Below are 2,227 nucleotides of genomic sequence, written 5' to 3'. Positions count from 1 at the left end.
CCTTGGTCGCGTAGATTATGACGCGACCAAGGCCCCACCCCTATTGGTTGCGAATAAGCAACTATGAGCGTGGCATAACCTACTGCAAGGCTGTAATCCGATCCACGATCACCTGAGCAGCCTGATCGGCAGGAACAGCTTGCACATCCGAGCCATCACGGTTGCGAATCTCAATAGTGCCGTTGGCGATGGTGTCGCGACCAGCAATAGCGACCAGGGGGACCCCAATCAGCTCGGCATCCTTGAACTTGACCCCGGGAGATACCTTGGGCCGGTCGTCGTAGATGACCTCCACGCCGCGGTCCTCCAGGTCGGTGACCAGCTTCTCAGCGGCATCGAAGGCCTCCTGCTTCTTGCCGGTGGCCACCACATGGACCGCGGCAGGAGCGACAGCCTTGGGCCAAGCCAGACCTTTATCATCGTGATGCATCTCAGCGATGCAGGCCAGCACACGGGAAATGCCGATGCCATAGCAGCCCATCCAGACCGGAACAGCCTTGCCGTTGCGGTCCAGGACCTTCAGCCCCAATGCGTCAGAGTATTTCAGCCCAAGCTGGAAGACCTGCCCGATCTCCACGCCACGCTCGAAGCTGAGCGGCCCGGAACCATCAGGACTCATATCCCCGTGACGCACCTCGGCGGCTTCCACTGCTCCGTCGGCTTGGAAATCACGCCCATAAACCGCATTGGCCAGGTGTACGCCTTCAGAATCAGCCCCGGTCACCCAGGCAGATCCAGGCGCCACATGGGCATCGAGGAAGTAGCGGATATGGGCGGCAGACTCAGTATCCGAACGCTGAGGACCCAGAACACGGGGGCCAATATATCCCTTGACCAGCTCGGGGTGGGCAGCCAGGTCAGCTTCATTGGCCTCCTCAATCTCGGCCGGAGCGAACTGGGCCTCCAACCGCTTCATGTCCACCTGACGGTCGCCCGGAAGGCCGACGGCCACCAGCTCCCGCCAGCCCTCGGGATGGTCATCATCCGCAGGGTGCTTGACGGCCACAATCAAGTTCTTCAGAGTATCGGCAGCGGTCCAGTCCCGGCCATCCTCGCGAGGATGCAGCTGGTTGAACCGCTCCGCCAGGGTATCGATGGTGGTCGAGTCAGGGGTATCCAGCTCCTGCATGGCCGGAATCTTAGTGTAGTCGACGGGATCAGGACGCGGGGTGGTCAGCGCCTCCACATTCCATGCCTTCCCCGAGGGTGCCAGGGCAAAGGTGTCCTCGCCTATGGGCAGCGGAGCCAGGAATTCCTCGGACTCGGATCCCCCCATGGGCCCGGAGACCGCATGGACTATTACATAATTGACACCCAGTCGCTTGAAGATTCGCTCATAGGCGCCACGCTCATCCTGGTAGGCCTTCTTCAGCCCCTCCTCATCCACAGTGAAGGAGTAAGCATCCTTCATGATGAACTCACGGCCCCTGATCAGCCCGGCACGGGGACGGAACTCGTCGCGGTACTTAGTCTGGATCTGGTAAAGAACCACCGGCAGGTCCTTGTATGAGGAGTACATGTCCTTGACCAAAAGGGTGAACATCTCCTCATGGGTGGGAGCCAGCAGGTAGTCGGCGCCGTGCCTGTCCTGGAGGCGGAAGAGATTCTCACCGTACTCCTCCCAGCGATGGGTGGCTTCGTAGGGCTCGCGAGGCAACAAGGCCGGGAAGTGGACCTCCTGGGCGCCAATGCCGTCGATCTCCTCCCGAACCACGGCCTGGACCTTGTCGAGGACTTTCAGACCCAGTGGCAGCCAGGTGAAGATGCCAGGGGCCACCTTGCGGACGTATCCTGCCCGCTGCAGGAGTTTGGCCGAGTCCACATCGGCGTCGGCCGGATCCTCCCTGAGGGTCCGCAAAAAGAGGGTTGACATGCGCATGGCTTTGGTTCTCATACCTCCTAAAGATATGCGCGCAAAGGGACAAGCAACCATAAAGGACGCCTTATGACGATTTGTTGAAAGCAAGCCAGAAACCCCTATGATTACGGATGCTTTCACCAGAAAGTCGCTATGGTCGCATACGGCCGCTCGACAACGTCGAGGACGATTTACCCTCAAAAAAACAATGCTCGCCTGGGCACCATTTCGAGGATGATGCGACGGGTTGACTCGCGCTCACCGCTAGCAGGTGGAAGCTCATGAAAACCAGCATTATTCATCGCGCCAATCATACGTAGTTCTGGCAGCCACGCCCCGGATCATCACTTGAGATCAATCATGACGCTG

At 59.4% G+C, this 2,227-nt stretch carries 1 protein-coding gene; it reads right to left on the bottom strand.

From position 1 onward, the window contains the following. Positions 1–79: 79 nt before the first annotated feature. Positions 80–1,894, bottom strand: a complete 1,815-nt coding sequence (locus AC0AP0_RS12345) for a proline--tRNA ligase (protein WP_490430696.1) — start codon at positions 1,892–1,894, stop codon at positions 80–82. Positions 1,895–2,227 lie beyond the last annotated feature (333 nt).

This window comes from Bifidobacterium sp. POST2/T3 (B1) (genome assembly GCF_058197115.1).
Note: the sequence above shows the minus strand (reverse complement) of the source record. Positions and strands in the feature narration are given on the sequence as shown.

Excerpts from the sequence above, each read along its gene's own strand:
- AC0AP0_RS12345 (WP_490430696.1), bottom strand. The coding sequence starts at position 1,894 with ATGAGAACCAAAGCCATGCGCATGTCAACCCTCTTTTTGCGGACCCTC.